Genomic DNA, 26491 nt, shown 5'->3' with positions numbered 1-26491 from the left:
CGGGGCATGAGCCGTAAGCGCGTCCTGGGCAATGAGGCCCGCCGCACGGGACCGAGGCGGCAGCGAAGCCCGCTCGGTCCCCCCTTCAACCCATAGTCATCGCGCGACAACTGGCACGCGCGATGTCCGCATGCTGGAATGAAGTATCCGGTTTTCGAGAAACATTCCATCATGTAATCTGCACGAAATTTTGCGGAGGGCCAGAGTCGTCCCTCGTGCCACGCTCCCCCAGAAGCAGCCCAGTCGCAGACCGGATGCAGCGGGGGGATCCCATGCCACGACGACGACGGGAGAGCCGATGCGTTCGCCGCGCCAGCCGTCCCAGCACTCCGTTCCCCAGGCAGCTGCCTGGGGTCACATGGATGCTCGCCCTGCTGCTCAGGGGATGTACGACCCGCGCAACGAGCACGACGCCTGTGGTGTCGGCTTCGTAGCCACCCTCACCGGTGAGGCGAGCCACACGCTGGTCGAACAGGCGCTCACGGTTCTGCGGAACCTGGAGCACCGCGGTGCCACCGGCTCCGAGCCGGACTCCGGCGACGGCGCCGGCATCCTCACCCAGGTCCCGGACGCGTTCCTGCGTGAGGTCACCGACTTCGAGCTGCCCGCACAGGGCGGCTACGCGGTCGGTATCGCCTTCCTTCCCGAGAACGAGTCCGGCAGCGATGCCGTCTCGCGGATCGAGACGATCGCCGCCGAAGAGGGCCTCAGCGTCCTCGGCTGGCGCGAGGTGCCGGTCGCCCCCGAGCTGCTCGGCTCCATGGCCCGCTCGACGATGCCCGCCTTCCGGCAGATCTTCGTGGCCGACGGGGTCAACGAGGGCATCGCGCTCGACCGCAAGGCCTTCGCGCTGCGCAAGCGCGCCGAACGCGAGGCGGGCGTCTACTTCCCCTCGCTGTCCGCGCGCACCATCGTCTACAAGGGCATGCTGACCACCGGCCAGCTGGAGCCCTTCTTCCCGGACCTGTCCGACCGCCGCTTCGGCAGCGCCGTCGCCCTGGTCCACTCGCGCTTCTCGACGAACACCTTCCCGAGCTGGCCGCTGGCGCACCCGTACCGCTTCGTCGCGCACAACGGTGAGATCAACACCGTCAAGGGCAACCGCAACTGGATGCGCGCCCGCGAGTCCCAGCTCGCCTCCGAGCTGTTCGGCGCCGACACGGACCTGACGCGGCTGTTCCCGGTGTGCACCCCCGACGCCTCCGACTCGGCGTCCTTCGACGAGGTCCTGGAACTGCTGCACCTCGGCGGCCGCTCGCTGCCGCACAGCGTGCTGATGATGATCCCGGAGGCCTGGGAGAACCACACCTCCATGGACCCGGCGCGACGTGCCTTCTACCAGTACCACTCCACGCTGATGGAGCCCTGGGACGGCCCGGCCTGTGTCACCTTCACCGACGGCATCCAGGTCGGCGCGGTCCTGGACCGCAACGGTCTGCGCCCCGGCCGCTACTGGGTCACCGACGACGGACTCGTCGTACTCGGCTCCGAGGTCGGCGTGCTCGACATCGACCCGGCCAAGGTCGTCCGCAAGGGCCGCCTGCAGCCCGGCCGGATGTTCCTCGTGGACACCGCCGAGCACCGCATCATCGAGGACGACGAGATCAAGGCCGCCCTCGCCGCCGAGCAGCCCTACGCGGAGTGGCTGGAAGCGGGCGAGATCGAGCTGGAGGACCTGCCCGAGCGTGAGCACATCGTGCACACCCACGCCTCGGTCACCCGACGCCAGCAGACCTTCGGCTACACCGAGGAAGAGCTGCGTGTGCTGCTCGCCCCGATGGCGGGGGCCGGAGCCGAACCGATCGGCTCGATGGGCACGGACACCCCGATCGCGGCCCTGTCCAAGCGCCCCCGGCTGCTCTTCGACTACTTCACCCAGCTCTTCGCGCAGGTCACCAACCCGCCGCTGGACGCCATCCGCGAGGAGCTCGTCACCTCGCTGTACTCCTCGCTCGGCCCGCAGGGCAACCTGCTCGAGCCGACCGCGGCGTCCTGCCGCAGCGTCACGCTGCCGTTCCCGGTGATCGACAACGACGAGCTGGCCAAGCTCATCCACATCAACGCCGACGGCGACATGGCCGGCATGAAGGCCGCGACCCTGTCCGGCCTCTACCGGGTCGGCGGCGGCGGTGACGCCCTCGCCGCCCGCCTGGAGGAGATCTGCGCCGAGGCCGACGCCGCCATCGAGGCCGGTGCCCGCCTGATCGTGCTCTCCGACCGGCACTCCGACGCCGAGCACGCGCCGATCCCCTCGCTGCTGCTCACCGCGGCCGTGCACCACCACCTCATCCGCACCAAGCAGCGCACCCAGGTGGGCCTGCTGGTCGAGGCGGGCGACGTCCGCGAGGTGCACCACGTCGCGCTGCTCATCGGTTTCGGCGCCGCGGCGGTCAACCCGTACCTGGCCATGGAGTCCGTCGAGGACCTGGTCCGCGCAGGGACGTTCCTGCCCGGCACCGAGCCCGAGCAGGCCATCCGCAACCTGATCAAGGCGCTCGGCAAGGGCGTCCTGAAGGTGATGTCCAAGATGGGCATCTCCACCGTCGCCTCGTACCGCGGCGCGCAGGTCTTCGAAGCGATCGGCCTGGCCGAGGAGTTCGTCGCCAAGTACTTCGACGGCACCGCCACCAAGATCGGCGGCGTCGGCATCGACGTCATCGCCAAGGAGGTCGCCGCCCGGCACGCCAAGGCCTACCCGGCCACCGGCATCGCACCGGCGCACCGTGCCCTGGAGATCGGCGGCGAGTACCAGTGGCGCCGCGAGGGCGAGCCGCACCTCTTCGACCCGGAGACGGTCTTCCGCCTCCAGCACTCCGCGCGCAGCCGCCGCTACGACATCTTCAAGCAGTACACGGACCGCGTGAACGAGCAGTCCGAGCGGCTGATGACGCTGCGCGGCCTGTTCGGCTTCAACTCGGACCGCCCCTCGGTGCCGATCGAGGAGGTCGAGCCGGTCGGCGAGATCGTCAAGCGCTTCTCCACCGGCGCCATGTCGTACGGCTCCATCTCCAAGGAGGCGCACGAGACCCTCGCCATCGCCATGAACCAGCTGGGCGGCAAGTCCAACACCGGTGAGGGCGGCGAGGACGCGGAGCGGCTCTACGACCCGGCGCGGCGCTCGGCGATCAAGCAGGTCGCCTCCGGCCGCTTCGGCGTGACCAGCGAATACCTGGTCAACGCGGACGACATCCAGATCAAGATGGCCCAGGGCGCCAAGCCCGGCGAGGGCGGCCAGCTGCCCGGCCACAAGGTCTACCCGTGGGTCGCCAAGACCCGGCACTCCACGCCGGGTGTCGGCCTGATCTCGCCGCCGCCGCACCACGACATCTACTCCATCGAGGACCTGGCGCAGCTGATCCACGACCTCAAGAACGCCAACCCCGAGGCCCGCATCCACGTGAAGCTGGTCTCCGAGGTCGGCGTCGGCACGGTCGCCGCGGGCGTCTCCAAGGCGCACGCGGACGTGGTCCTGATCTCCGGCCACGACGGCGGCACCGGCGCCTCCCCGCTGACCTCGCTCAAGCACGCGGGCGGCCCCTGGGAGCTGGGCCTGGCCGAAACCCAGCAGACCCTGCTGCTCAACGGCCTGCGCGACCGCATCGTGGTGCAGACCGACGGCCAGCTCAAGACCGGCCGCGACGTGGTCATCGCCGCGCTCCTCGGCGCGGAGGAGTACTGCTTCGCCACCGCGCCGCTGGTGGTCTCCGGCTGCATCATGATGCGCGTCTGCCACCTGGACACCTGCCCGGTCGGCATCGCCACCCAGAACCCGACCCTGCGCGAGCGCTTCTCCGGCAAGGCCGAGTACGTCGTCAACTTCTTCGAGTTCATCGCCGAAGAGGTCCGCGAACTCCTCGCCGAGCTGGGCTTCCGCTCCCTGGACGAGGCGATCGGCCACGCCGAGAACCTCGACACCAGCCGCGCGGTCGACCACTGGAAGGCACAGGGCCTGGACCTGGCACCGCTGTTCCACGTGCCCGACCTGCCCGAGGGCGCCGTACGCCACCAGCTCATCGCCCAGGACCACGGCCTGGAGAAGGCGCTCGACAACCAGCTCGTCAAGCTGGCCGCCGACGCCCTGAACGCCGAATCGGCCGAGGCCGCCCAGCCGGTGCGTGCCCAGATCGCCATCCGCAACATCAACCGCACCGTCGGCACCATGCTCGGCCACGAGGTGACCCGGAAGTTCGGCGGCGCCGGATTGCCCGACGACACCATCGACGTGACCTTCACCGGGTCCGCCGGCCAGTCCTTCGGCGCCTTCGTGCCGCGTGGCATCACCCTGCGCCTGGAGGGCGACGCCAACGACTACGTCGGCAAGGGCCTGTCCGGCGGCCGCATCGTGGTCCGCCCGGACCGCGGCGCCGACCACCTCGCCGAGTACTCGACCATCGCGGGCAACACCATCGCCTACGGAGCCACCAGCGGCGAGCTGTTCCTGCGCGGCCGTACCGGCGAACGGTTCTGCGTGCGCAACTCCGGCGCCACCGTCGTCTCCGAAGGCGTGGGCGACCACGGCTGCGAGTACATGACCGGCGGCCGCGCGGTCGTCCTCGGCGAGACCGGACGCAACTTCGCGGCCGGTATGTCCGGCGGCATCGCGTACGTCATCGACCTGGACCGCGACAACGTCAACTCCCAGAGCCTGGACGCGATCGAGGAACTGGACGCCGACGACAAGCAGTGGCTGCACGAGGCCGTGCGCCGCCACCAGGAGGAGACCGGCTCCACGGTCGCCGCGAAGCTGCTCGCCGACTGGGACACCACGCTGCCCCGGTTCAGCAAGATCATCCCCAGCACCTACAAGGCAGTGCTCGCCGCCAAGGACGCCGCCGAGCGAGCCGGACTCTCCGAGTCCGAGATCACCGAGAAGATGATGGAGGCGGCGACCAATGGCTGATCCCAAGGGCTTTTTGAACCACGGCCGCGAGGTCGCCGAGACCCGCCCCGTCGACGAGCGGGTCAAGGACTGGAACGAGGTCTACGTTCCCGGTTCGCTGCTGCCGATCGTCAGCAAGCAGGCGAGCCGCTGCATGGACTGCGGTATCCCGTTCTGCCACAACGGCTGCCCGCTCGGGAACCTCATCCCCGAGTGGAACGACTACGCCTACCGCGAGGACTGGCAGGCGGCCTCCGAGCGGCTGCACGCCACGAACAACTTCCCGGAGTTCACCGGCCGGCTGTGCCCGGCTCCCTGTGAGTCGGCCTGTGTGCTGGGCATCAACCAGCCCGCCGTCACCATCAAGAACGTCGAGGTCTCCATCATCGACAAGGCCTGGGAGACCAACGCGGTCGCGCCCCAGGCCCCGGACCGCCTGTCCGGCAAGACCGTCGCCGTGATCGGCTCCGGCCCGGCCGGACTCGCCGCCGCCCAGCAGCTCACCCGGGCCGGCCACACGGTCGCCGTGTACGAGCGCGCCGACCGCATCGGCGGCCTGCTGCGCTACGGCATCCCCGAGTTCAAGATGGAAAAGCGCCACATCAACCGCCGTATCGAGCAGATGCGCGCGGAGGGCACCAAGTTCCGTACCGAGGTCGAGATCGGCCGCGACATCGACGCCGCGAAGCTGCGGCGGCGCTACGACGCCGTGGTGATCGCCGCCGGTGCCACCACCGCGCGCGACCTGCCGGTGCCCGGCCGCGAACTGAACGGCATCCACCAGGCCATGGAGTACCTGCCGCTGGCCAACAAGGTGCAGGAAGGCGACTTCGTCGCCCCTCCGATCACCGCCGAGGGCAAGCACGTCGTCGTCATCGGCGGCGGCGACACCGGCGCCGACTGCGTGGGCACCGCCCACCGCCAGGGCGCCGCCTCGGTCACCCAGCTGGAGATCATGCCCCGCCCCGGCGAGGACCGCGCCCCGCACCAGCCGTGGCCGACCTTCCCGATGCTGTACAAGGTCACCTCCGCGCACGAGGAGACCGCGGTGCTGGCCCGCATGAAGGCAGAGGGCAACCGCAGTGAGGGACCCTCCTCGCCGAAGGCGGGCGAGGAGGGACGCGTCTACTCCGTCTCGACCACCCATTTCGAGGGCGACGAGGAAGGCAACGTGCAGTCGCTCCACCTCATCGAGGTCGAGTTCATCGACGGCAAGCTGACCCAGAAGCCGGGCACCGAACGCGTCATCCCCGCCCAACTGGTCACCCTCGCCATGGGCTTCACCGGCACCGACCAGGAGAACGGCCTGGTCTCCCAGTTCGGCCTCGACCTCGACCAGCGCGGCAACATCGCCCGCGACGCCGACTACCAGACCAACGTCCCGGGCGTCTTCGCCGCCGGTGACGCGGGGCGTGGTCAGTCGCTGATCGTGTGGGCGATCGCGGAGGGGCGGTCGGCTGCTCGGGGGGTGGACAAGTTCCTTACGGGGGCCAGTTCGTTGCCTCGGCCGGTGCGGCCTACGGATCGGGCTTTGACGGTCTGAGGGCCCACCCGTTTGGTATCCCGACCACCGGACCGCCCCCGCCGGGGCGGTCCGGTTCTGTTCCGTCCGGGTGCGCGAGAGCGTGCTGTAGGACGGGATACGGAGCGGTACCGCGACGCCCGCCGAGTGCCCTGAGGGGGACAAGTGGCGGGCGTTGTGGGTGTGTTGGAGCACGGCGCGGCCGTGGCCGGTGTGCGTGTTGGGGCGCGAGGCTATACCCAGCTCAGTTGCTGCCCCTCTGCCCCGACATGCAACCGCATCTGGTCGGCCGACGGTTGCCCGTCCCGCTGCCACCGCCTGACTCGCTCGGCGATCCGGTCCCACAGCCGCACCGCTCCGCCTTGCCGGACCATCCATCCTCCTCCGTCCTGAAACGCGACGGCCCAGCTTCCGGAGTCCACATCGACGACGACGTGCTCGGTCCGGCCGTCCCGTTCCAGGATGAGCCGCTGCGCGCGAGGTGCGGCGAACTGTGCGACGAACCTGGCCGTCCAGCCGTCGAGGAGGTCCGCGCCGAACTCGGTGGGCACGGCTTCGCCTTCGTCCAGGTTCGGCAACATGCCGAGCGGCGGCGGCAGTTGCGGGCGCGCCAGCATGAACGAGACTTGCCCGCCGAGGACCGGGCCACTCGCCGTGCCGTCCTCGGCGACCGTGAGCCGCACCAGCTCCGAGGCGTGCATCCATCCGCCCACGGTGACCAGCACCTCGCCACCGGGTCGCGTCTGCGCGATCCACTCCGCGGGCACCGTGTGTACGCCGCAGGTGGCGATCATCCGGTCGTACGGGCCGCCGTCCTCGTATCCGGCGAGGCCATCGGCAACCACGAGGGTTGGCCAGTGACCTGCGCCCCCGAGCGCCATCGCCGCACGGGCCGACACCTCCCCGTCGACCTCGACCGTGGTCACGTTGTCCTCACCGACGACGTGACAGAGCAGTGCGGTCGAATAACCCGTGCCGGTGCCGATCTCCAGTACGCGCATCCCCTCGGTCACCCGGAGCTCTTCGAGCATCCGCACGACCAGACTCGGCAGGGTGGACGAGGAGGACGGAGCCGCCGCGATACGCCCTTCGACCTGGTCGGGGAAGACCGCCCCCGCCACCTGCGTCACGAGGGTGTCGTCCTCGTAGACGCGCGCCAGTCCGGGTGCGCTGTCGCCGGTCACCGGCCGGTACCAGCCGCCCTCCTCGTACTCGAACCATCCACGGCTGAGGAACGCCTCGCGGGGCACCGCTAGAACGGCAGCTTCCCATTCCGGGCTGCGCAGTGCCCCGGTGGTCGCCAGGTGTGGGCGAGGTCGGCCCGTAGTTTCTGAGAGGCCAGGGGGTGGGTCATGCTGAACTAGCCCCGTTCTCCAGCGGGTTGGCGTCAGTGCCGGTGATCCGCACTGACGTCATGTCTCCTGCAACGGAAGCGGTGTGGCTCTGAGGCGGTGAGGTCTCCGCGCGGGAGCGATCCGCGTTGCTGTTCATCGCCTGCCTTCCTTCCCTGCTACGCCGGTTGGTGTCACGGACGCGTGCCCGGAGCAGTTGGTCCTGGGTCGCGCGTTCGACGTTCACAGGGCGCACATCCCACTCAAGGCCGCCGCCGGGCGGCCGGAGCTGGTAGAGGCCGCCCTCATTCCCCATGACCACCCCGATACGGTCGCGCTTGGTGTCACGGGCTAGTTCGCCAACGGCGGGAGCGTCGTTCATGTCGTGGTTCCCGCCGGTCGGGGAGAGGCGAGAGCGGTCGGCCTGTCGGCGGGTTCCTCCGCCAAGGGCGGGATGTCGAGCCGCGCACCCCTGCTGTGCGCGATACGAAGAACTTGGTGCAAGGCGCTGGTGAGTTCGGCGGTGAGGAACCGGAGTTCGTCGAGTTCGACATTCGCTACGTCGGCGTCGAGCAACTCGCGGGCGTAGTCGACACATTCGCTCCCGTTGTCGAGTTGCTCGGCTTCGACTTGGTCCGCCAGGCGGGACACCATGCCGGTTCCTGTATCGGTGCTCAGATAGCAGGGTTGGCCATCGGAGTTGGACCAGGGCAGCAGGCGTAGTGCGCGAGACGTCATACGGGCGCCTCGCTGTGGAAGAGTCCGGCGGCTACCGTGTACATGTCGTCAATCTCCTGAGGGTTGAGGGCCATGCCCCCGGAACGATCACCCGGACGCGGGGGCCTTGTCTGGCAAAGACCCTTGTGTCGAAAGCCGGTTGATCCCATCCCACGGCCCTATAGCGCTGTCCTATATTGGGCATATGGAGGAAACTCCCGGGGGCCTGTGGTCCCACCCGCAGATGGCGGCAGCGGTCACCGGCGAAGACTGGGGCGCTGTATTCCGCGTGTACAGGAAACTCACCGGCCTCAGTCAAATGAAGCTCGGGGAACGGATTGGACTCGTCCAACCCGACGTGTCCGACATCGAGCGCGGGCGCCGACGCGTGACTTCTGTCGAAGTTCGGCAACGCATCGTGTCGGGGCTCGGTATCCCGGTCGAACTCGAAGCAGGACTGGCGCCACTCCCGACCGGCACAGCCTCGGTTGCCCACCTGGTGCTCCCCGGACCCGGACCTGACGAGGACTTGCTGGCCCGAGTGACGAGCGTCGTCGGTTCTTCGAACCGTGTGGACGCCGCCAGCCTCGATTGGCTGGACCGGCTGCTCGCCGAACACCGGCGGGCCGAGGATGAGATCGGCTCTCGACCGCTTGTCGACGTAATGCGCCAGCAGTTGCGTACGGTCGTCGACCTGTACACGGGCGCACGCGGCCCGCTCGCCGATCGTGTCGTACGTCTTGCGTCAGAGCATGCACAGTTCCTCGCCTGGATGTCCCATGACCAGGACCTGCCTGCCGCGGCCTTGGCCTGGTACGACCGTTCGCACGAGTGGGCCTTGGAGGCCGGGGACGCCAACATGGCAGCCACCACACTCAACATGAAGGCGCACATGGCGTGGTCCAAAGGGCGGGCCACCCGCTGTATCCGGCTCGCGGAGGCCTCTCGCTGGTCGGCGCCCGGATCCTCGCTGGGAGTCCAGGGCATGGCCACGCAGATGGCGGCCCGAGGACATGCGCTAAACGGTGACGCCGACGCCGCCCACCGTCTGCTCGACGAAGCGCAGGTACTCATCAGTCGTGCGTCAGAGCGGCCTGAGGACGAGCCGGTGTGGATGTATTTCTATGACGAGACGTGGTTCACCCTGCAACGCGGTATGGCGGCGCTGCACTTGCGTGACTGGCAGTCGGCTATGGGTCACCTCACCACCGGGCTGGACTCGCTACCGGACGAGTTTCGCCGGGACAAGACCTGGTACCGCGTATGCCTCGCGCACGCCTTCGCCGGAGCGGGCGAGTCGGCGCAGGCTGTGTCCGTCGCGGTGGCGAGCATCCCCGATGCCGCGGCCGTCGGCCGCCCGTACGCATGGAACGAGTTGCACACCACGGCTGCCCTGCTCATACGTCGCGGTGCGAAGGAAGGGCGGCAACTCGTCGCCGCGTTGCGGGAGTTCGACTGACGAGGTGTGCTGAGGCGCAGACCCGGCCCACTTCTCAGAGCGATGAAGCCTTCACCACCGCCAACACCATCAACAGCACCAACACCCCGCCACACACGGCAACGTGCACCACATCCCGTCGCGAGCGCGGCGCGAACGCGAACCCCACCCCCACCAGCGCCCCCGCCAGCAACCCGCCCAAGTGCCCCTGCCAGGAGGCGAATCCGGCGGAGATCACCATCCAGATCAGCAGGTTGGCCATCAGGCGGTTCACGGCCTCGCGGTTCGCGCCGATGCGGCGGTTGATCACGTAGCACGCGGCGCCGAGGCCGAAGATGGCGCCCGAGGCGCCGACCGAGTCGGTGTCCGGGGCGAGCAGCAGTACCAGTACCGAACTGCCCAGCGCCGAGAGCAGATACAGCGCGAGGTAGCGGGCGCGGCCGAGTTGGAGTTCCACTACGCGGCCGATGGTCCACAGCGAGAACATGTTCAGGGCGATGTGCAGGATGCCGAAGACGCTCTCGGTGGGGGAGAGGTGCAGGAACGCGCCGGTCAGCAGCCGGTACCACTCGCCCGCGACCACGCCCTCCTCCTCGAACCCGGCGGGAACCGGGTTCTGGTGGACGTAGTACTCGCCGTCCGGCCCCTTCATGGCCGCGCCCAGCATGCCGAGCTCGTCCAGGAGCGCGGGGCGGACGAGTTCACCGAGGAAGAAGAGGACGTTGAGCGCGATGAGTACGTACGTGACGACCGGCACCGCCGAGATACGGCCGCCGAAGACGGTGAGCGGCTGCCGGACCGACTTCCGGCCCTCGGCCACGCACTCCACGCAGTGGTGCCCGACGGACGCCTCCCGCATGCAGTCGGGGCATATGTGGCGCTCGCACCGGGTGCAGCTCACCCGGGCCTCGACCTCGGGGTGCCGGTAACAGGTGGTGACGGCGGCGTCCACGTGCGCCTCCTCGTGTTCGTGGGACGGGACGTGCGCACGACGTCGCGAGGCGGGAGGGGCCGGGGCGGTGGGCGGCGCGGCTGTCCAACATAGCGAACAGGGCTGGTGGGGAGGAGGGCGCGGTGCGATGCGGTGCGACGGCTGGCCGGGGGGCGGGCCCGCTCCTCGCCCGGAAGTTCCGTTCCGGGACACCGGACCGGCTCCGCCGCGTCACGGCCGGTCTGCCTGTCCGCCGTAGACATGCGCACGACTTCCCACCCGGCGGAGCAGCACCAGGAGGCATTCCGATGAGGTCCACCATCAAGGCACGCGGCGCACTCCTGGCCGGGGCCGTACTGGCGGCCGCCGCACTCACGGCGACTGTCACCGCCAGCGCGGACAGCGCCCGGCCCACCGCGAATGCCCGGCCCGCCGAGAGCATCCGCCCCGCCGAGAGCCTCAGCGCCGCCGACAGCGCCCGGGCTGCCGACGGCGCCCCCTCCGCCCGGAAGACGCCCCTCGTCGAAGCCGTCTCAAAGCTGACCCGGTCCACCCAGTGGACCGAGGCCCGGCGGCTCAAGCTGGACTTTCCGACGTATCACCCGCAGGGCTTCGCCCGCGTCGGGGACCGGTTGTTCCTGTCCAGCGTGGAGGTCATCGAGGCGCCGGTGAAGTATCCGCAGCCGGTCGACGGGTACGACCGCTCACCCGGCAAGGGACGTGGGCACCTGTTCGTGCTCGATCTCCAGGGCAAGCTGCTGAAGGACATCGTCCTGGGCGAGGGCAACGACTACCACCCCGGCGGTATCGACACCGACGGAAGGTCGCTGTGGGTTCCGGTCGCCGAGTACCGGCCCTACAGCCACTCGCTCGTGTACCGGATCGACCTGAAGTCCCTTGCCGTGCATGAGGAGTTCGAGGTCGACGACCATGTCGGCGGTATCGTGCCCGACCCCGCGACCGGTGAACTGCACGGCGTGACGTGGGGCTCGCGCGAGTTCTACACCTGGAACGGCCGGGGACGGCAGCTCGCCCACAGTGCCAACTCCAGCCACTTCGTGGACTACCAGGACTGTGCGTACGCTCAGCGTGGGCGAATGCTGTGCACCGGTATCACCAACTACAAGGCGGCGAACGGCAGCGGCTTCGAGCTCGGTGGCATCGCTCTGCTCGGTCTGCGGTCGGGGGCCGTTCAGCACGAGGTGCCGGTGCAGCTCTGGTCGTCCGCCGGTCATGTCGCCACCCGCAACCCGGTCCATCTGGAGGCCGAGAGCGGCACCTTGCGGATGTGGGCCGCGCCGGACGACGGTGAAGAGGCCTCCGGCACCGAGATCCTGGTCTACGAGGCCAAGGTCGACTGACCCTCTCTGCCCCTTCCCGCTGCCCCCTTCGTCCTGCCGCCCCGCCGCCCCGCTACCCCTCCGTCCCGCATTCCGGACCTCAAGTCTCGCAATCCAGTACGGACTTACATAGCCCGCACCGCGCCCGCACCCGTCCACGTACCGGTACGCGGATCCGTTGAAAGCAGGTCGGGCAGGCGAAGGACACCGAGAGCGGGTCCGAGGGGTGGTCGGAGGCGGTGAAGGTGTAGCCGGGCGGGCGGCGACCGTTGCGGCCCGAGATACCAGCGATACCGGAAATCCCTGTCATGTCGGAGATGCGCGAAATGCCCGCAGTGGCAGGGCTGTTCGGGCGCGCGGCGGTGCCACCCTCGACGGCGAGTCTGCGGTCCTTGGCGTAGCGGCGCCGATCCGCCCACCCCGCGGTGGTCAGCGGTGCGCGCCGTACGTCGCGCCGTGCCAGTGCCATCCCCTGTGCGTAGGCGGGCGCCGCCTGCGGACTGGTGAACCACGGCGTGACGTCCTCACCGGGCGAAACGGCACCGGACCCGCTGGATCCGCCGGACCCACTGGGTCCAGCGGACCCGCTCGCCAGGTCACCCCCGCCGAGCAGCAGCGCCCGCTTTGCCAGCACGTACCCGTACTCCTCCGGCGTCAGATACCCCAGCTTCTGCGAGGTGAGCGCGTCCTGTCGGAAGGCGTCCAGGAGGAGCCATCCGGTGCCGAGGTAGGTGGCGGCGGTGTCGGTGAGGATCTCGTTGTCGCGGGTGCCGGGGAAGGTGAGATCCAGGCGGTGCAGCAGGACGTGGGTGATCTCGTGGGCGAGGGCGGCGCCGATGTCGCGGCGGTGGTGGCGGAAGCGGCTGTTGAGTTCGATGAAGTACTCGGGGCCCGCGGCGAGTTCGACGAGCGCGGCGTGCCGCATCTCGCGGAAGCTCACGATCATCCGGGCGTCGGGCAGCCGGTAGTGGTGCACCAGTGCGGCCGCGATCCGCTGGCTGCCCAGGTGCGGGTCCTCGGTGTCGTCGAAGGCGACGTCGACGGGCGGGACGCTGCACCCGTAGGCGCGTAGCGGATCCTGTCCGAGTCGCCTGTGCAGGGCGGTGATCGCCCTGCGTACGGTCTCCAGATGCGGGAAGCCGTGTGCGACTTCCGCCTCGTCGTCTGCCATGCGCACCCCTGCCCAGGTCGCTCAACGGCTGTCCACTCCAAGCCGATTCATGGGCATATTCAGCCGCTGGCCGAAAACCTGCCTCTTGTCGAACGGTGAAGTGTGTCCGCATAATCCAACAACGCTTTGACGGGCCCATGCCACCCCCCACAGCACACGGCGGGCGGCCCGGCTCGTTGGCGCGCGTTCAACCCCCCACGAAAGGAAGAACGTTGAAGCGCTCAACGAAGATCAGCACCACGAAGAGACTGCTTGCCGCTGGTGCGGTCACCCTCGCGGCCTTCTCCCTGCAGCCCGCCGCCCACGCCGCGCCCGCGCCGGTCGTCGGTGGAACCCCCGCCGAGCAGGGTGAATTCCCGTTCATGGTCCGTCTGTCGATGGGCTGTGGCGGTTCCCTGTACGCCCAGGACATCGTCCTGACCGCCGCCCACTGTGTGGACGGCTCGGGCGACAACACCGACATCACGGCCACCGCCGGTGTGGTGGACCTGGACAGCCCCGACGCCATCACGGCGAAGTCCACCAAGGTCCTCCAGGCCCCGGGCTACGACGGCAAGGGCAAGGACTGGGCCCTGATCAAGCTCGACAAGAAGATCGACCTGCCCACCCTGCCGATCGCCACCGACAACAAGTACGACAACGGCGAGTTCGACATCGCCGGTTGGGGTGCCGACAAGGAGGGCGGCGACCAGCAGCAGAAGCTGCTCAAGGCCAAGGTTCCGTTCATCGACGACGCCGCCTGCGGCAACGCCTACAGCGACCTCATCGCCGAAGAGGAGCTGTGCGCCGGTCTCGACGAGGGTGGCGTGGACACCTGCCAGGGCGACTCCGGCGGTCCCATGTTCCGCAAGGACGACTCCGACAAGTGGATCCAGGTCGGCGTCGTCTCGTGGGGCGAGGGCTGCGCCCGTCCCGGCAAGCCCGGTGTCTACACCGAGGTCTCGCACTTCGCCGCGGACATAGCCAAGGCTGCCGAGGGCCTGTAAGCCCAAGCGGGCTGAGCTCAAGCGGCCCGAAGCACGAGCGGACTGCCGGCGTCACGGGCAGCCGCCCACAGAGGGTGTGGTGTGAACGCGCTGCCCCGCACTCACTGACGCACCGGCACCGTCGGGTATGAGCACATCGCAGGGCCTGGAGCAGCACTCGTTGCTCCGGGCCCTGTCGTGCGTGGTGGCCTGTCTCCCGCACGGCTGTCTCCCGCACGGCTCCCTTCCGTACGCGCTGCGTCCGGCACCGTGAAGATTCTCGCCCCGTTCACCGCCTCGACCCGGCGCGCGCGGCGGACGTTAGTCCAAGACCTGCGCCGCTTAGTCCATGGGCCTGGCGACGGGGTCCAAGCAGGGTTACGGCCACCGGCAGTTGAGCTCTGGAGGGTGTGCCTTGCAGTCAGACACGTTTGCGCCAAAGAGACGAACCGTGGTGGCGGCGGGCGCCCTCGCAGGTGCCTCTGTCGCACTCGGCCTTCCCGGGACCGCCTCGGCGGCGCCGGCGGACCGCGTGATCCGCTCCAGCGCCCTGGAGGTACGGGTCGCCGAGACCTTCCCGCGCGTCGTCTCCTACACCGACCGCGCCTCGGGCGCCGTCCTGCACGGCCAGGACGAAGAGGTCACCACCGTCCTGATCGACGGCAAGGAGCACACCCCCAAGGTCACCGCCCGCTTCGCCGACAGCGGCGCCGCCTACGTACTCGACTTCGACGGCGGTACCCGTATCGAGGTGAGCATCGAAGCCGAGGGCCACCGCGTCGACTGGCGGGTGACCCGCATCGCCGACACCGAGACCCTGCGCGTGGGCACCCTGCAATTCCCCGGCCTCGCCCTGCTCTCGGTCCGCAGCGACCAGCCCGGCGCCACCCTGCTCGCCGCCAAGGTCCAGCTCGACAAGGCCAAGAGCGGCGACACCTTCGTACGGCCCGCCGCCGACAGTCCCGCCACCGCCCCCGCGGGCTGCGCCTACGCGGTCCTCGCCCACGACCGGCTCGGCGGCGCTTTCGAGACCAACACCGTCTGGGACAAGCCGGATGCGAACTCCAGCTGGGAGAACGGGCGGCTGTGGCACAGCACCGTCCGCGGCGACGGCTGGACCAAGGCCCAGCTCGCGCCCGGCCAGTGGACCCACCGCGCCGCGACCGCCCCGGTCGACGCCACCGAACCGCTGCCGTACGCCACCGTGATCGTCACCGCCGACCGCAACGACGACGGCCGGGTCGACTGGCAGGACGCCGCGATCGCCTTCCGCGAGGTGATGGTGAACCCGCGCGGCGCCGACGAGCAGCATCTGCGCGTGGTCGCCCACATCCCGTTCAACTTCGCCTCGCAGGCCACCAACCCCTTCCTGGCCACCCTGGACGAGGTCAAGCGGATCTCGCTGGCCACCGACGGGCTCGGCCAGTACACACTGCTCAAGGGGTACGCCTCCGAGGGCCACGACTCCGCGCACCCCGACTACGCGGACAACTACAACAAGCGCGCGGGCGGTCTCGACGACCTCAACACCCTGGTCCGCGCGGGCCGTTCATGGAACAGCGACTTCTCGGTGCACGTCAACGCCACCGAGTCCTACCCGGTCGCGAACGCCTTCTCCGAGACCCTCGTCGACAAGGCCAACGAGCAGTGGGACTGGCTCGACCAGTCCTACCGGATCGACCAGCGCCGCGACCTGGTCTCCGGCGACATCATCAAGCGCTTCGCCGATCTGCGGGCCCAGGCCGACCCGGCCCTGAACTCCCTCTACATCGACGTGTTCCGCGAGTCCGGCTGGACCTCCGACCGGCTCCAGCGCGCCCTGGCCGAACAGGGCTGGATCGTCACCACCGAGTGGGGCCACGGCCTGGAACGCTCCTCGGTCTGGTCGCACTGGGCCAACGAGCCCGACTACGGCGGCGACACCTCCCGCGGCATCAACTCCCAGCTGATCCGCTTCGTACGCAATCACCAGAAGGACGTCTTCGCCAACAAGTGGGCCAGCCTGCTCGGCCACTCCCGGATGGGCAACTACGAGGGCTGGGTCGGCAAGACGGACTGGAACGCCTTCTACGAGATCGTCTGGGCCGACGCCCTGCCCGCCAAGTACCTCCAGGCGCAGCCCGTCAAGAAGTGGACCGAGCACGAGGTCACCTTCTTCGGCCGCACCCGCACCGTCGTCTCCGACGCCGACGGCACCCGCCGGATCACCACCGACGGCCGTCTCGTCTACGACGGCGGCAGCTATCTGCTGCCCTGGCAGCCGCGCCGCGCCACCGACCCGCAGAAGCTGTACCACTACAACCCGGCAGGCGGCCGCAGCACCTGGCAACTGCCGCGCGGCTGGGCCTCGCGCAGCACGGTGAGCGTGTACCGGCTCACCGACCAGGGCCGGGTCCACCTCGCCGACGTGCCCGTACGCGCCGGGAAGATCACCCTCGACGCCGAGGCGAAGCAGCCCTACGTGGTCTACCGCCGCCGCGCCGAATCGCTGCCCGACCCGCGTTGGGGCGAGCACACCCCGCTCGCCAACCCCGGCTTCCATTCCGGTGACCTGACCGGCTGGCGGGCCAAGGGCCCGGCCACCGTCGAGGTCAGCGAGCGCGGCGACCACGAACTGGTCATCGGCTCCGGCGCGGCGGCGAGCGTCTCGCAGAGCCTGCGCCGCCTGGCACCGGGCACCTACGCCGCCTCCGTACAGGTCGAGGTCGGCGCCAAGGCGGGGGAGCGGCGCCGCTCCAGCCTGACCGTGCGCACCGCCGACGGCGTCAGCGCCACCAACTTCACCGAGACCTCCACGGCGGGCAACCACGTCGCCTCCGATCGCAAGCAGACGACCCGCTTCCAGCGGATGTTCACCTACTTCACGGTCCCCGCGGGCGGCGGCCCGGTGGAACTCACCCTCGGCGCCGCCGAGGGCCAGGCCCAGGTCCGCTTCGACGCGGTCCGGGTGGTCCCGGCGCGCCGGAGCACGAAGGAAGGCGCCCTGGTCTTCGAGGACTTCGAGCACGTCCCGCAGGGCTGGGGCCCGTTCGTGAAGGGCGACGCGGGCGGCAACACCGACCCGCGCACCCACCTCGCCCAGAAGCACGCCCCGTTCACCCAGCGCGGCTGGAACGGCAAGGCCATCGACGACGTCATCGACGGCAACGAATCCCTCAAGTCGCGCGGCGAGAACGAGGGTCTGGTCTACCGCACCGTCCCGCACACCGTCCGCTTCGAGGCGGGCAAGCGCTACCGGGTCTCCTTCCGCTACGAGAACGAGAAGGCCGACCAGTACGCCTGGATCACCGCCGTCGACGAGCCCGGCGCCCGCGAACTCGACCGCAAGCCACTGCCGGTGGCCACCGAACCGACCCTGCTCGACTACGAGTTCACCGCGCCCGACAAGGGCGAGGCCTGGGTCGGCCTGCGCAAGACCGGCAAGGACGGCACCGCCGAGTTCGTCCTGGACGGCTTCGAGGTACGGGAGGTCTGAGCCGAACCCTCCCGGCCGTCAGTCCGGGCCCGGCCCCCGCGGAAGCGCGCAAGGGGCCCCGCCCGGACCACCGGTCACGGAAGGGGTGCCGTACCGCAAACGGCCCCCTTCCGCGCACGGGACCGCTGCCGCACCGAGGCCGGTCCCGTGCGGAGCGCCCCGCACCACTCCGCAGGGGCGCTCCCCCAGGGGACCGGCCGGCCCGCAACCCGGCCGGTCCCCGGCCACACACGCGCACACACCGATGGGGCCCGGCTCACCCGGGGAGTACGCGAGGGAGGATCCTGGGCCCCGGGGGTTGAAGTTGCCGTTGCGGCAGCTCCTACCGTCGTGATTAGGGCCGGAGACACCGGCCCGGCGACACACGTGCAGGAGTCGTGATGGACTGGCCGATCGCGGAGGTGGCCCGGATGTCGGGCGTTACCGCCCGGACCCTGCGCCACTACGACGAGACCGGCCTGCTGCCACCGGCCCGGGTCGGTGTCGGCGGGCGCCGCCACTACGGGGAGCGCCAGCTCCTGCGGTTGCAACAGATCCTCGTGCTGCGGGCGTTGGGCGTCGGGCTGCCGGAGATCGGCCGGATCCTGTCCGAGCAGGTCGACGAGGTGGATGCCCTGCGCAGCCACCATCAGCGCCTCCTCGCGGAACGGGACCGGCTCGACGCACTGGCCGGCACGGTTTCCCGCACCATCGCCGAACTGGAGCGGTCCAGGAAGGACGGCAACCCCATGACCATCAACCGACCGGAGAACCTCTTCGAGGGCGTGACGCCCGCGCAGTACGAGGAGAACATGCGCGACTTCCCCGAACTCGCCGAGGCGGTCGGACGCCGTGCCGATGCGATGAGCCAGGCCGACGCCGACGCCGCGCACCGTGAGCGCACCGCGCAGATGATCCGGCTGGCCGAACTCATGGCCGCGGGCCATCCGGCCGACGCCGACCCGGTCCAGAGCGAAGTCGACGCCCAGTACCGGGCACTGACCGGACTGCGCGCTGTCTCCGCCGAGGAGTACCGGGCCATCGGACGTTCCCTCGTCGACAACCAGACGTGGCGCGCCGCGTACGAGGCCATCGTTCCCGGCCTGGCCGCGTACCAGCGCGACGCCATCGAGGCCTACGCCACCACCCGGCTGAACTGAGACAGGCGCAACCGCCGTCGTGGGTCCGGTCCCTCGGCGGCGGTCGCGCCGTGTCACGGCGGGCGCCACCGGTGCCCGCCCCTCTCGGGCCGAACACAAAAGTGACCGTGCTCGGCCCCCCGACCGAGCACGGCCACCCGTACCTGTCCCGGCCCCGGGGCCGGACCCCCCTCAGCGCAGCTCCACGACCTCCCCGGCGCCCTCCAGTTCGAGCACCCACACCTCGCACTCGCCCTCGGTCAGCACCGGCCCCGGCACGAACAGCTCCTCCTGCGGGCCCAGTTCCCAGTAGCGGCCCAGGCAGAAGCCGTTGACCCAGACGAAGCCGCGCGTCCAGCCCGGCAGCCGCAGCGAGGCGTCACCCGCGCCGCGCACCGTGAGCCGCACCCGGTACAGCCCGGCCGTACGCGCATCCGCACCCGCACCCGCACCCGAATCCGTACGCGCATCCGCTCCCGTATCCGCCGCAGCCCCCGTCCCGGCGTCCGCCGCCGGAAGCGCCTCGAAGGGCAGCGCCCGTACCCGCTCCGCCGCGTCGAAGGCGTCCAGGCGCAGGCCACGGGCCCGTACCCCGTGCAGGAACTGCCGCTCGTGCCGGATGCCGCCGGTGATGCCCTTGGGTTCGCCGGTGCGCGGGCCGTAGTTGACGCGGCCCAGGGACTCCACCCACAGGGTGACCTCGGCGGGACCGGCGACCGGTTCGGCGAGGACACCGTCCTCCTCGGTGAGCACACCGGCGGGGCGGCCGTCGACCTGTACCACCGCACGGTCGCGCAGCCCGCGCACGCTCAGCGGATACGGCCGGCGCGGTCCGGGCACCCGCAGCGCGTAGCGGACCAGGCCCCGGTCCACGTCGAGTTCCTCGAAGGTGGGCGGCACCGCGTGCTCGGTCTCCGGGCCGCCGAGCGCGTCGAGCACCCCGGCCAGCGGCACCCAGCCGTCGGCGGTGGCGGTCACCGGTTCGCCCAGCGCGGGCGGCTGCGGCGGCAGCGGCGGCAGCTCCCCGTCCGCGTAGGCGGCGAGCACCTCACGGAAGGCATGGAACTTCGGGGTGGGGCGGCCGAACTCGTCGATGGGCGCGTCGTAGTCGTAGGAGGTGACGTCGGGTTCGAGCGTCCCGTCGTGCAACTCGCCGGAGCGGTTCGCGCCCGCCCAGCCGCCGAAGTTGGTGCCGCCGTGCGCCATGTACAGGTTCACCGAGGCCCCGCACTCGAGGATCTCCCGCAGTGCGTTCGCCGCGTCCTCGGGGTCGCGTACGACATGCCGGGCGCCCCAGTGGTCGAACCAGCCGCACCAGAACTCCATGCACATCAGCGGCCCGCCCGGGCGGTGGCGGCGCAGCGTGGCGAAGCCTTCGCGGGCGCCGGAGCCGAAGTTGGCCGTGGCCAGCACCCCGGGGACGCTGCCGCCGGTGAGCATGTGGTCCTCGGGACCGTCGGAGGTGAACAGCGGCACGCCCACGCCGAGTTCGACGAGCAGGGCCCGCAGGTGCTCCAGGTAGCGGGCGTCCGAGCCGTAGGAGCCGTACTCGTTCTCCACCTGCACCATCAGGACCGGACCGCCGCGGTCCACCTGCCGCTCGACGACCTGCGGAAGGAGCTGGGCGAACCAGCGCTCGACGGCGGCCAGGAAGGCGGCGTCACGGGTGCGCACGCGCGGGCCGAGCGGCCCGGTCAGCCAGTGCGGCAGGCCGCCGTTCTCCCACTCGGCGCAGATGTACGGGCCCGGCCGCACGATCGCCCACAGCCCGGCCTCGCGCGCGGCGTCCAGGAACCGTCCGAGCGCCCCTGGGTCGTGGAACTCACCGGGCCGTGGCTCGTGCAGGTTCCACGGCACATAGGTCTCGACACAGTTCAGGCCCATGGCCCGCAGCATCGACAGCCGGTGCTCCCACTGCTGTTCGTGCACCCGGAAGTAGTGGAGGGCGCCGGACAGCAGCCGCAGTGGCCGCCCGTCCAGTGCGAAATCGTTGTCGCCCACCGTGAACTCGTGCATCTGGCGCCTTTCGCTAGCATCTGCCAGCACACCTTCACCCGCACCCGGCGTAGGGTCCATGGACAAAGATCGGACGGCATTGGATTCCGCTGCCCGTTCCCGGAGTACCGCCGCCGGTCCGTGACCGGGCGGAGGGTCCACCGGGGCGGCCCCGGGCCGAAGGACCGCCCCCGCACCACTGAGGACCGAAGCGGATGTACCACACCTGGATGCGGTATCTCACCCCGAGCCCGGTACACCACCGGCTCGGTCTGGTCTGCCTGGGCGTCGGCCTCCAGCACGGCACCCTGCCCACCGTCGGCCCGCGCACCCTGGACCACCACGTCGCCGTCGTGATCAGTTCCGGACGCGGCTGGTTCGAGGGCGAGGACGGCCGCCGCACCGAGGTGGTCGCGCCCGCGCTGCTCTGGCTCACCCCGGGCACCCGGCACCACTACGCACCCGATGCCGACACCGGCTGGGACGAGTGCTTCGTCGACTTCACCGGCGCCGCCACCGCCACGTACACCGAACTCGGCTACATCGAGCCCGGCCGCCCCGTGGTGCCGCTGTCCGACGCCGGGCCCGCCCGGGACGTCGTCGGCCGGCTGGCCCGCGCCGCCCGCCGCGACAACCCGCTCCTGGAGGTGGAGACCGCAGCCAGCGTCCACGAACTCCTGGTCGCGCTGCGCAGGGCCCGCGCCGACCTCGGCCCGGACGCCGACCCGGTGCTCGCCGCGCTCGCCAAGGACGCCTGCCGCCCGCTGTCGGTCGCCGAGCACGCGGCCCGGCACGGCATGACCCCCGCCGAACTGCGCACCGCCGTACGGCGCGGCGCGGGCTGCAGCCCCAAGGACTACCTCCTGGGCATCCGGCTCGGCCGCGCCAAGGAACTCCTGGCCGCCACCGACCTGCCCGTGGCCGCCGTCGCGCGGCGCGTCGGCTACGACGACCCGGCGTACTTCTCCCGGCTGTTCACCCGCCGAGTCGGGATGGCCCCGGTCCGCTTCCGCGACCAGCAGGGCCGCAGCGTGCCCGGCGGCTGGAGCAACGAGGTGCCCGACCCGGACGACCCGCCGCTGGTCCAGCAACCGGACGAGGCGGCCGGCAGTGGGCAGGGCACGTAGGGTGTCGGGCCATGACCTCCCCCGAGCCGAGACAGGGCGCACCCGCCGCCGGGGCCGTCAGCGACGCCGCCGAGGGCCCCGACAGCAGCGCGCGGGCCGAGCTGGCCCGGCTGCGCGACAGCATCGACAACATCGACGCCGCCGTCGTGCACATGCTCGCCGAACGCTTCAAGTGCACCCAGCAGGTCGGCCACCTCAAGGCCGCCCACCACCTGCCGCCCGCCGACCCGGCCCGTGAGGCCCGCCAGATCGCCCGGCTGCGCCAGCTCGCCGAGACCGCGAAACTCGACCCGGCCTTCGCCGAGAAGCTCCTCGGCTTCATCGTCGCCGAGGTCATCCGCCACCACGAGCAGATCGCCGACGCCGAATCCGACCGGCACGGCCACCGCCCGGCGGGCACCTGAATCGCTCGGCGGGCATCTGAACCGTCCGGCAAGCACCTGAACCTCCCGGCCACGGACCTGCGCCCCGGCCCGCCCGGTCGCGCCCCGAGCCGCGTACCCCGCCCCACACGAACCGGCCAACTGCCCCTGACCACACGCCCGTTCCACCGCGCCGCCCGCCCGAAGCCCCGGCCGCGCGGCAACGTCAACCCGGCGCTGCGCACACCCCCCGGACTGGGGCACTCGGTGCGTACCCGGCCCCGGTGCGCACGCCTTCACCCTCACACCCCCTCGGCGCGGCAACGGAAATCGGGCATCCTACGCTGAGTGCTCTCCCACTCACCGTCAGTCCGGCATAAGCTGGCCGCCCAAACGAGGGGACCTCGGGCCATGCCGACTCAAGCGAGCATCCTGATCGTCGACGACCACGAGGACACGCGGTACGCGCTGGAATGTGCCCTCGCCCCGCTCGGCTACCGCGTCGTCAGCGCGAGCAACGGCGACGACGCGCTCAAGCACGTCCTGCGCGGCAACATCGGCCTGCTCGTCCTGGACGTACGGATGCCCGGCGTCAGCGGACTCGACGTGGTGCGCTACTTACGCCGCCTCGAACAGACCCAGTACATCCCCGTCCTGCTCCTCACTGGCTTCGGCCCGGACAGCGAACTCACCGCCATCGCCTACGAACTGGGCGTCGCCGACCTGGTGCTCAAACCCATCGACCCGCTGGCCCTGCGCACCAAGGTCCGCTACCTCTTCGAGGCCCACCGGCGCACCCAGGCCCTCGAAGCCCAGCTGCGCGAACTGCGCTCCGCCCCGGCCACCCGCCCCACCCGGCCGCCCCGCCGCCGCACCCCGCAGCCCCCCGCCGCACCGGCCACCGAGACACCGCCCGCCGGAGCCGACACCCGCCGCGTCCCCACCCAGCGCGAGACACCCGCGTACGAGCCGGAGCCCGCGCCCGAGCCCGGGCCCCCGGCCGCGCCCGAGATCCCCGCCCGGCCCGACCACGCCCCCCACCGCTGAGACCGGCGCCGCCCGCACACCGCGAACCGCGAGCCCGCCCGGACCCCACCGGGCATCCCGTTCCCGCAAACCCCCTGTTCTCCGGCCTGTGCCATCGGGCAGCATGGCCACCATGTCCGTACTGACGCGCGACGAAGCGCAGACCCGAGCTCAACTCCTCGACGTCCACCGCTACACGATCGAGCTGGATCTCGACAGCGGCGAGGAAACATTCGACTCCCACACCGTCATCCGCTTCACCGCGCGCTCGGACGCGGACACCTTCGTCGAGATCAAGCCCGCCGACCTGCGCAAAGTCACCCTCGACGGCAACCCCCTGGACGTCGCCCTGCTGGACGGCAACCGCCTGCCGCTGACCGCACTCACCGCGGGCGAACACGAACTCGTCGTCGACGCCGCCATGCGCTACTCGCACACCGGCGAAGGACTGCACCGCTTCACCGACCCCGCCGACGGCGAGACCTACGTCTACACCCAGCTCTTCCTCGAAGACGTCCAGCGCGTCTTCGCCGCCTTCGACCAGCCCGACCTCAAGGCCGTCTTCGAGGTGAGCGTCCACGCGCCCGCCGCCTGGACCGTCCTGACCAACACCCGCGCCGAACGCACCGAACGCGAGGGCAAGGGCCACTGGCAGGCCGCCCCCACCCTGCCCCTGCCGACCTACCTCATCGCACTCGCCGCCGGACCCTGGCACTCCGTCCACACCGAACACCAGGGCATCCCCTTCGGCCTGCACTGCCGCCGCTCGATGGCACCCCACCTCGAAGCGGACACCGACGAACTCTTCGAGATCACCCGCGCCTGCTACGACCGCTACCACGAGAAGTTCGACGAGCCCTACCCCTTCGACTCCTACGACCAGGCGTTCGTCCCCGAGTTCAACGCCGGCGCCATGGAGAACCCCGGACTCGTCCTGTTCCGCGACGAGTTCATCTACCGCTCCGCCGTCACCGACGTCGAACGCCAGACCCGCGGCATGGTCATCGCCCACGAGATGGCCCACATGTGGTTCGGCGACCTGGTCACCCTGCGCTGGTGGGACGACATCTGGCTGAACGAGTCCTTCGCCGAGTACATGGGCTACCAGGTCCTCTCCGAAGTCACCCGCTTCACCGGCACCTGGACCGACTTCGCCATCGGCCGCAAGCCCTGGGGCTACGACGCCGACCAGCGGCCCTCCACCCACCCCGTCGCCCCCGAAGCCGTCGACGACACCGACTCCGCCCTGCTCAACTTCGACGGAATCTCCTACGCCAAGGGCGCCTCCGCGCTGCGCCAACTCGTCCACTGGCTCGGCGAGAAGGACTTCCTGGCAGGCATCAACACCCACTTCGCCCGCCACAAGTTCGCCAACGCCACCCTCGCCGACTTCATCGACTCCCTCGCCGGACACACCGACCGCGACGTCCACGCCTGGGCCGACGCCTGGCTGCGCACCACCGGCGTCGACACCCTCACCACCACGCTCGACACCGTCGACGCCCGCACCACCCACCTCACCGTCGGCCACCAGGGCAGCCGCCCGCACCGCATCGGCGTCGGCGTCTACGACCGCGACCCGGCCGACCCCGGCCACCTCGCCCTGCGCGAACGCTTCGACCTCGACCTGCCCGGCGAGCCCCGCCCGCTCGGCCCCGCCCCCGACCTCGTCGTCCTCAACGACGGCGACCACACCTACGCCAAGATCCGCTTCGACGCGGCCTCGGCGGCCACCGTCACCTCCACCCTCGCGGGGCTCCCCGACGCGCTCACCCGCGCCGTCGTCTGGAACGGCCTGCGCGACGCCGTACGCGACGGCGCACTCGCCCCCACCGCCTTCCTGACCGCCGCCCGCACCCACCTCCCACGCGAAACCGACCTCGCCGTCGTCGGCGGCGTCCTGGAGTTCACCCGCCTCCTCGCCGACCGCTACCTGCCCGCCGAGGACCGCCCCGCCGCCCTCGTCACCCTCAGCGAACTCTGCCGCGACCTGCTGCGCCGCACCGAAACCGGCCGCGACCCCGGCCTCAGGCTGCTCGCCGTACGCCACTACGTGGACGCCGCGACCCAGCCCGACATCATCCGCGACTGGTACGACTCCGGCAGCGTCCCCGGCGGCCCGGAACTCGACCCCGAACTGCGCTGGCGCATCCTCGGCCGCCTGTGCGTACTCGGCGCCGTCGACGACGCCGTCATCGAGGCCGAACTCGTCCAGGACCCCAGCGCCACCGGCCAGGAAGGCGCCGCCCGCTGCCGCGCCGCCCTGCCCGACCCGCTCGCGAAACAGGCCGCCTGGCAGGCCATGTTCGACACCGACGACCTGTCCAACTACCTGTTCAGCGCCACCGCCCAGGGCTTCTGGCAGCCCGAACAGGCCGCGCTCCTCGCCTCCTACGTCCCCCGCTACTTCACCGACGCACCCCCGGTCGCCGCCCGCCGCGGCCCCGCCATCGCCGGGGCCGCCGGACGCTACGCCTTCCCCGCCCACGCCATCGACCCCGAAACCGTCCGCCTCACCGAGACCTGCCTCACCGAGGCCGACCTCACCCCCGCCCTGCGCCGCCAACTCATCGACGGCCTCGACGACCTCCGCCGCGCCCTGCGCGTACGCGAGGCATAGCCCTCCGACAGCGGGCAGCCGGGCGACACCACACCGTCCACCACCGCTGCCCCAGCACCACACCGGGACCACCGCGGCCCGTCACGGAACTTCCCCCAGGGGGTTCCGCGACGGGCCGCACCCATGTCCGTACGCCGACGTCCCTGCGCGGTCCTTCGCCATACGCCGTCGCCCGTACCCGGGCCTCTCCACAAGCCGTCGCCCGTACGCGGCTCTTCTCCGTACTGAGCCGCCGCCGTACCCGCCCTTCCCCCGTACGAAGCCCCCGCCCACCCCCAACTCCCTTACGGCAAGCGGCGATCGAGACCCATCCCAGGCGTACACCCACACCCCTCGTCCCCCTTTCGGGTCGCATCCCGCCGCTTGACGCCGTACGCACCACCGCGTGTCCCAGGCTTGGTCACCTCTGCCCGACCACACCCGAAGGACCCGCCCTTGAGCACCCCGCCGCCCCTGGCGCCCCGGCAGGCAGCA

Annotated in this window: 17 protein-coding genes; 11 read left to right on the top strand and 6 right to left on the bottom strand. The window is 70.7% G+C overall.

From position 1 onward, the window contains the following. Positions 1 to 298 precede the first annotated feature (298 nt). Positions 299 to 4900: a glutamate synthase large subunit gene (gene gltB, locus HUT18_RS05570; RefSeq protein ID WP_176098339.1), complete on the top strand. Its 4602-nt coding sequence runs from the start codon at positions 299 to 301 to the stop codon at positions 4898 to 4900. Next, positions 4893 to 6422: a glutamate synthase subunit beta gene (locus tag HUT18_RS05565; protein ID WP_176098337.1), complete on the top strand. Its 1530-nt coding sequence runs from the start codon at positions 4893 to 4895 to the stop codon at positions 6420 to 6422. The genes gltB and HUT18_RS05565 overlap by 8 nt, the downstream gene beginning before the upstream one ends. Positions 6423 to 6634: 212 nt before the next feature. Here HUT18_RS05565 and tgmC read toward each other — a convergent pair whose 3' ends face one another. From tgmC to HUT18_RS05550, 3 genes are all read right to left on the bottom strand, one after another. Then, a complete protein-coding gene (gene tgmC / locus HUT18_RS05560) occupies positions 6635 to 7651 on the bottom strand; it encodes an ATP-grasp peptide maturase system methyltransferase (protein WP_254878440.1) in 1017 nt (338 codons plus the stop codon). 100 nt (positions 7652 to 7751) lie between these two features. Beyond that, a complete protein-coding gene (locus HUT18_RS05555; RefSeq protein WP_176098335.1) occupies positions 7752 to 8114 on the bottom strand; it encodes a hypothetical protein in 363 nt (120 codons plus the stop codon). After that, positions 8111 to 8470, bottom strand: coding sequence for a hypothetical protein (locus HUT18_RS05550; protein ID WP_176098334.1), 360 nt, complete (start codon positions 8468 to 8470; stop codon positions 8111 to 8113). Before HUT18_RS05550 ends, HUT18_RS05555 begins: the two co-directional genes overlap by 4 nt. Before the next feature lie 184 nt (positions 8471 to 8654). Between HUT18_RS05550 and HUT18_RS05545 the strand changes: the two genes are divergently transcribed. Then, on the top strand, positions 8655 to 9908 hold the full coding sequence (locus HUT18_RS05545) for a helix-turn-helix domain-containing protein (RefSeq protein ID WP_176098332.1): 1254 nt from the start codon (positions 8655 to 8657) through the stop codon (positions 9906 to 9908). Positions 9909 to 9942: 34 nt separating this feature from the next. On the opposite strand, the gene HUT18_RS05540 is transcribed toward HUT18_RS05545, so the two are convergent. Then, on the bottom strand, positions 9943 to 10839 hold the full coding sequence (locus tag HUT18_RS05540) for a rhomboid family intramembrane serine protease (RefSeq protein ID WP_254878439.1): 897 nt from the start codon (positions 10837 to 10839) through the stop codon (positions 9943 to 9945). 287 nt (positions 10840 to 11126) lie between these two features. On the opposite strand from HUT18_RS05540, the gene HUT18_RS05535 reads away from it, so the two are divergent. Next, positions 11127 to 12179, top strand: coding sequence for a DUF6454 family protein (locus HUT18_RS05535; RefSeq protein WP_176098330.1), 1053 nt, complete (start codon positions 11127 to 11129; stop codon positions 12177 to 12179). Between the two features lie 79 nt (positions 12180 to 12258). On the opposite strand, the gene HUT18_RS05530 is transcribed toward HUT18_RS05535, so the two are convergent. Next, positions 12259 to 13329, bottom strand: a complete 1071-nt coding sequence (locus HUT18_RS05530) for a hypothetical protein (protein WP_176098328.1) — start codon at positions 13327 to 13329, stop codon at positions 12259 to 12261. A gap of 212 nt (positions 13330 to 13541) precedes the next feature. Here HUT18_RS05530 and HUT18_RS05525 point away from each other — a divergent pair, with 212 nt between their 5' ends. The 3 genes from HUT18_RS05525 to HUT18_RS05515 all read left to right on the top strand — a co-directional run bounded on the left by HUT18_RS05525 (position 13542) and on the right by HUT18_RS05515 (position 18908). Further along, positions 13542 to 14315, top strand: a complete 774-nt coding sequence (locus HUT18_RS05525) for a trypsin-like serine protease (protein ID WP_254878438.1) — start codon at positions 13542 to 13544, stop codon at positions 14313 to 14315. Positions 14316 to 14709: 394 nt separating this feature from the next. Further along, the gene (locus tag HUT18_RS05520) at positions 14710 to 17769 is read left to right on the top strand and encodes an endo-alpha-N-acetylgalactosaminidase family protein (protein ID WP_254878437.1); all 3060 of its coding nucleotides are present in this window, start codon (positions 14710 to 14712) and stop codon (positions 17767 to 17769) included. A gap of 380 nt (positions 17770 to 18149) precedes the next feature. After that, positions 18150 to 18908, top strand: a complete 759-nt coding sequence (locus tag HUT18_RS05515; RefSeq protein ID WP_176098323.1) for a MerR family transcriptional regulator — start codon at positions 18150 to 18152, stop codon at positions 18906 to 18908. A 171-nt stretch (positions 18909 to 19079) separates the two neighbouring features. Here the strand turns inward: HUT18_RS05515 and HUT18_RS05510 are convergent, their stop codons facing one another. Continuing rightward, the gene (locus tag HUT18_RS05510) at positions 19080 to 20903 is read right to left on the bottom strand and encodes a beta-galactosidase family protein (RefSeq protein ID WP_176098321.1); all 1824 of its coding nucleotides are present in this window, start codon (positions 20901 to 20903) and stop codon (positions 19080 to 19082) included. A gap of 194 nt (positions 20904 to 21097) precedes the next feature. Here HUT18_RS05510 and HUT18_RS05505 point away from each other — a divergent pair, with 194 nt between their 5' ends. The 4 genes from HUT18_RS05505 to pepN all read left to right on the top strand — a co-directional run bounded on the left by HUT18_RS05505 (position 21098) and on the right by pepN (position 26017). Further along, the gene (locus HUT18_RS05505) at positions 21098 to 22009 is read left to right on the top strand and encodes an AraC family transcriptional regulator (protein ID WP_176098319.1); all 912 of its coding nucleotides are present in this window, start codon (positions 21098 to 21100) and stop codon (positions 22007 to 22009) included. Positions 22010 to 22020: 11 nt separating this feature from the next. Beyond that, positions 22021 to 22413, top strand: coding sequence for a chorismate mutase (locus HUT18_RS05500; protein WP_254878436.1), 393 nt, complete (start codon positions 22021 to 22023; stop codon positions 22411 to 22413). A gap of 369 nt (positions 22414 to 22782) precedes the next feature. Next, the gene (locus HUT18_RS05495; protein WP_217710464.1) at positions 22783 to 23418 is read left to right on the top strand and encodes a two-component system response regulator; all 636 of its coding nucleotides are present in this window, start codon (positions 22783 to 22785) and stop codon (positions 23416 to 23418) included. 112 nt (positions 23419 to 23530) lie between these two features. Further along, positions 23531 to 26017, top strand: a complete 2487-nt coding sequence (gene pepN / locus HUT18_RS05490) for an aminopeptidase N (RefSeq protein WP_176098317.1) — start codon at positions 23531 to 23533, stop codon at positions 26015 to 26017. Positions 26018 to 26491 lie beyond the last annotated feature (474 nt).

This window comes from Streptomyces sp. NA04227, from assembly GCF_013364195.1.
GTDB lineage: Bacteria > Actinomycetota > Actinomycetes > Streptomycetales > Streptomycetaceae > Streptomyces.
This window is presented reverse-complemented; position numbering and strand designations above follow the sequence as displayed.